The following is a 3720-nucleotide window of genomic DNA, read 5'->3' as shown; positions in this document are numbered from 1 at the left end:
TTCCACACCCTCGCCCGAGCCACCATCCGCCCCACCTACCAGATCCACCCCTAACCCGCACTTGCCGCCGCTCCCCGTTGATCATGAGGTTGTCGCCGCGACACGCCGCCGCGAATGACAACCTCTCGATCAACGGGGAGAGCGGGGAAGGGAAGGGCTGTTACGCCGGGGTGCGGGCTACGGCGAAGACGGACTGGCCGAAGGGTGGGCGGGCGAGTTGCTCGGCGGCCTTGGTCGCCGGGAGGACCAGGGTGTCGTAGACCTTCACCATGGGGCCCTCCTTCGGCATCAGCCGGAAGACCTTGGTGGCCATGAAGTAGCCGATCAGGCCGAGCGCGTTCGCGTAGTGGATCTTCTCCACCCGCAGGCCCGCCTCGGTCATCGCCGCCGAGAGGGTCTTCTTCGTGTAGCGGCGTACGTGGCCGGTGGCGATGTCGGCCGGGCTCATCGCGAACTGGAACGCTGGCACGATGATGACCACGGCTCCGCCGGGCCGGACCAGGTCGCCCATGCTGCGCAGCGCGCCGACGTGGTCCTCGATGTGCTCCAGCACGTTGTACGACACCGCGGCGCTGTAGTCGCCCCGCTCGGAGTTCGGCAGCAGCATCTGGCGGACCTCGATGGCCGGCTGGTCGGCGAGGCGTTCCTTGAGCGCGACCAGGCGGTCCGGGTCCGCCTCGGTGGCGGTGAACCGCGGGAAGTGCTCGGCCCACTCCAGGGCGTAGTCGCCGAGGCCGCTGCCGATCTCGATCGGGTTGTCGCCGAGGTACGGCACGGCCAGCTCGACGAACCAACGACGATGGTTGACCGCTGTGGCGAGGCCCTCCAGAACCTCGGACTGCACGCGCTGATCCCCAGTGATTTCTGCCATGCGTCGATTCCTCACGATACGACTCGACCGGCGCCAGGACTGCCTGAGTGAACCATCCGCTCGGGGGGCGGAAATATCGGGGCCTGGGATGGCCGAATTGGTCGGGGCTAGGTGCACGATCGGTGGTGGTCAGCGAACCTGGAGGATGTTACGCCAGTACCCCGAACCGTGCACGGCGGCCCGATAGGCCGACTACGCTCCGAATTGTTATGGGTACTCCTGAATCGGACCGCCCTGTCGAGGAGTCCGGGGTGGGAGAGCCGGCGGGGCGGCGGGTGCGTGACGGTCATCGTCCCAGGTCAGGGCGTTGGCGGGACGTCGCCGCCGTGGCGAGCTTCGTGCTGCTGGGCTTCTGGGTGACCGCCCGGATGTGGTGGAATCCAGCGGACGGCATTCGGGACAACAAGACGGATATGGCACAATTCGAGTGGATGATGGCGCACGGTGCCCGGGTGGTGACCGAATTTGCCTATCCGTTCTCGTCGGACCGGATGAACGTGCCGGAGTCCGTCAACTTGATGGCGAATACATCCGTTCTATCCGTTTCGCTGCCAATGACGCCGATCACCGTCCTGCTCGGCACCCGCACCGCGTTCCTGGTCTTCCTCACCTTCGGGATGATCGCCACGGCGACCGCCTGGTACTTCGTGCTGTCCCGGGTGCTCGTCGGCTCTCGTGGGCCGGCCTGGCTGGGCGCGACGTTCTGCGCGTACGCGCCGGCGATGGTCTCGCACGCCAACGCACATCCGAACATCGTGTCGCAGTTCGTGGTACCCCTGATCATCTGGCGTACCGTGCGGCTCGCCGAGCCCGGCCGCTGGCTGCGCAACGGTGTCCTGCTCGCGCTGGTGGTCGTCTGGCAGGCCTTCCTGAACCTGGAGATCCTGCTGATGGCCGCGATAGGTCTCGGCGTGGTGATCGTCGCGCTGTTGATCGGCCGTCCCGAGTTGCGTGGGCGGACCCGCCCGTTCCTCGCCGGGATCGGCGTGGCCACCGCGATCTCCGCCGTGCTGCTGGCGTACCCGCTCTACGTCCAGTTCTTCGGCCCCGGCGCCTACAGCGGGCTGTCCTGGCTGATCCGGGGCTACTCCACCGACCTGGCCTCGTTCTTCACGTACTCCCGCGAATCGCTGGGCGGCGACGCGCGCAGCGCCACCGGCCTGGCCAAGAACCCCACCGAGGAGAACGCCTTCTTCGGCTGGCCACTGGTGATCCTGGTGGTGGCGCTGGTGTGGTGGCTGCGCCGCAACGTGGTGGTGCTCGGGCTGGCCGTGCTCGGGCTGCTCTTCGCGGTGCTCTCGCTCGGCCGGGAGATCCGTTTCAACCGCCAGGGCACCGGCATCCCGGGGCCGTGGGCGGTGCTGGAGGATCTCCCGGTGCTGCACTCGGTGGTGCCGACCCGCTGGGCGCTGGCCATCACCCCGATCATCGGGCTGCTGCTCGCGTACGGCGCCGAACGGGTCCGGGAACTGGCCGCCCGCTACCCGGACCGGCGGTCGCAGATCCGCTTCGGCACGGTGACCGTGCTGGCGATGGCGCTGGTGCCGGTGCTGCCCACGCCGCTGCCGACCAAACGCCTCGAACCGACCCCCGAGTTCGTCACCTCCGGGGCGTGGCGCCCCTACCTCGCCGGCGGGCGCAGCGTGGTGACCCTGCCGCTGCCGGACACCGAGTACGCCGAACCGCTGCGCTGGTCCGCGCAGACCCGGACGGAGATGCCGATCGCCCGCGGGTACTTCCTCGGCCCGGACACCCGACCCGGTGAGGGGCGGGTCGCCCTGTTCACCGCGCCGCCGCGCCCGACCAGCAGCTTCTTCGCCACCATCCGCCGTACCGGTGAGGTGCCGCCGGTCACCGCCCAGACCCGGCACGACGCCGTGCAGGACCTGCGCTACTGGCGCGCCGGCGTGGTGATCCTCGGGCCGCACGAGCGCGCTGACGCGCTACGGCAGGGGATGACCGAGCTGACCGGGATCGAGCCCACGTACACCGGCGGGGTGTGGCTGTGGGATGTCCGCCCGCTGACCGGCTGATCAGCTCGGCGTCGACGCGCGGTCAGGCGGTCAGCTCGGCGTCGACGCGCGGTCAGGCGGAGCGGATGCAGCAGCCCTGGCAGACCTTCGGCTTGGGCAGGGTGAACGCCAGGCAGCAGGTGCGCCGCTGCACGGTCGGCTCCCCGTTCGGGCCGGGCACCAGTTCCACCAGGTCGGCCAGGTCGAGCGTGGCGAGCAGCGTGTCGACCGCCTCGACCGCCGAGCCGGGCAGCCCGTCGGCGGCCCGCAGCAGCCCGTGGGCGATGCCGGAGGCCACCGAGCCGAGCAGGGTGCGGGTGCCGATGCGTACCTCGCCCTGGATCGCGGCGATCATCGGGGCGAGGTGCGCGTCCAGCAGCGTGGCGCGCAGCGCCGCGAGGAGTTGCCGGTCGTCGGCCACCACCCGGACCTCAGGCCGGCCGGTGAGCGCCAGTGGGTCGTTGGGCAGGACCGCGATCGGAGTCGACTGGCGCAGGCCCAGGGTCACCAGGGCGCGCTGGTCCGCGAAGTGGATGAGCGTCGCCGACGGGTCGAGCAGCGGCACGCGCCGGGCGGCGGCCCAACCGAGCACCACCGGCAGCGCCGTCCAGTAGCAGTACGACTTCCAGGCCAGGGCGGCGGAGGCGTGCGGGGTGCCGCCCCAGAGGCGGACGGCCGAGCCGAGCAGCTCGGGCAGCCGCGCGCCGTCGATCAGGGTCGTCGCCGGGGCCCACCCGGCCTCGTCGGCGACCACCAGTCCCGGTGCCAGCCCCGGCAGGTCGTCGGTGCCGAACATGGCCCGCAGGGTCGCGGTGACCGGGGCGAGCGGCTCGGCGG

3 protein-coding genes are annotated in these 3720 nt (G+C 70.6%); 1 reads left to right on the top strand and 2 read right to left on the bottom strand.

The features are described from left to right. Positions 1-160: 160 nt before the first annotated feature. Positions 161-871 carry a class I SAM-dependent methyltransferase gene (locus C1I95_RS32665; RefSeq protein ID WP_111219813.1) on the bottom strand — a complete coding sequence of 237 codons (711 nt, stop codon included), beginning with the start codon at positions 869-871 and terminating at the stop codon, positions 161-163. A 209-nt stretch (positions 872-1080) separates the two neighbouring features. On the opposite strand from C1I95_RS32665, the gene C1I95_RS32660 reads away from it, so the two are divergent. Then, positions 1081-2904 carry a DUF6311 domain-containing protein gene (locus C1I95_RS32660; RefSeq protein ID WP_438941361.1) on the top strand — a complete coding sequence of 608 codons (1824 nt, stop codon included), beginning with the start codon at positions 1081-1083 and terminating at the stop codon, positions 2902-2904. A 52-nt stretch (positions 2905-2956) separates the two neighbouring features. Here the strand turns inward: C1I95_RS32660 and C1I95_RS32655 are convergent. After that, positions 2957-3720 (bottom strand): IucA/IucC family C-terminal-domain containing protein (locus C1I95_RS32655; protein ID WP_233514033.1); only part of this gene is annotated, 764 nt, incomplete at its 5' end.

This window comes from Micromonospora craterilacus (genome assembly GCF_003236315.1).
Lineage (GTDB): Bacteria > Actinomycetota > Actinomycetes > Mycobacteriales > Micromonosporaceae > Micromonospora > Micromonospora craterilacus.
The sequence above is the reverse complement of the archived record's forward strand: the minus strand, read 5'-3'. Positions and strand labels throughout refer to the sequence as shown.

What these genes read in the sequence shown, in the direction of transcription:
- C1I95_RS32665 (WP_111219813.1), bottom strand. Translation starts at nt 871, where the DNA reads ATGGCAGAAATCACTGGGGATCAGCGCGTGCAGTCCGAGGTTCTGGAG.
- C1I95_RS32660 (WP_438941361.1), top strand. Translation starts at nt 1,081, where the DNA reads ATGGGTACTCCTGAATCGGACCGCCCTGTCGAGGAGTCCGGGGTGGGA.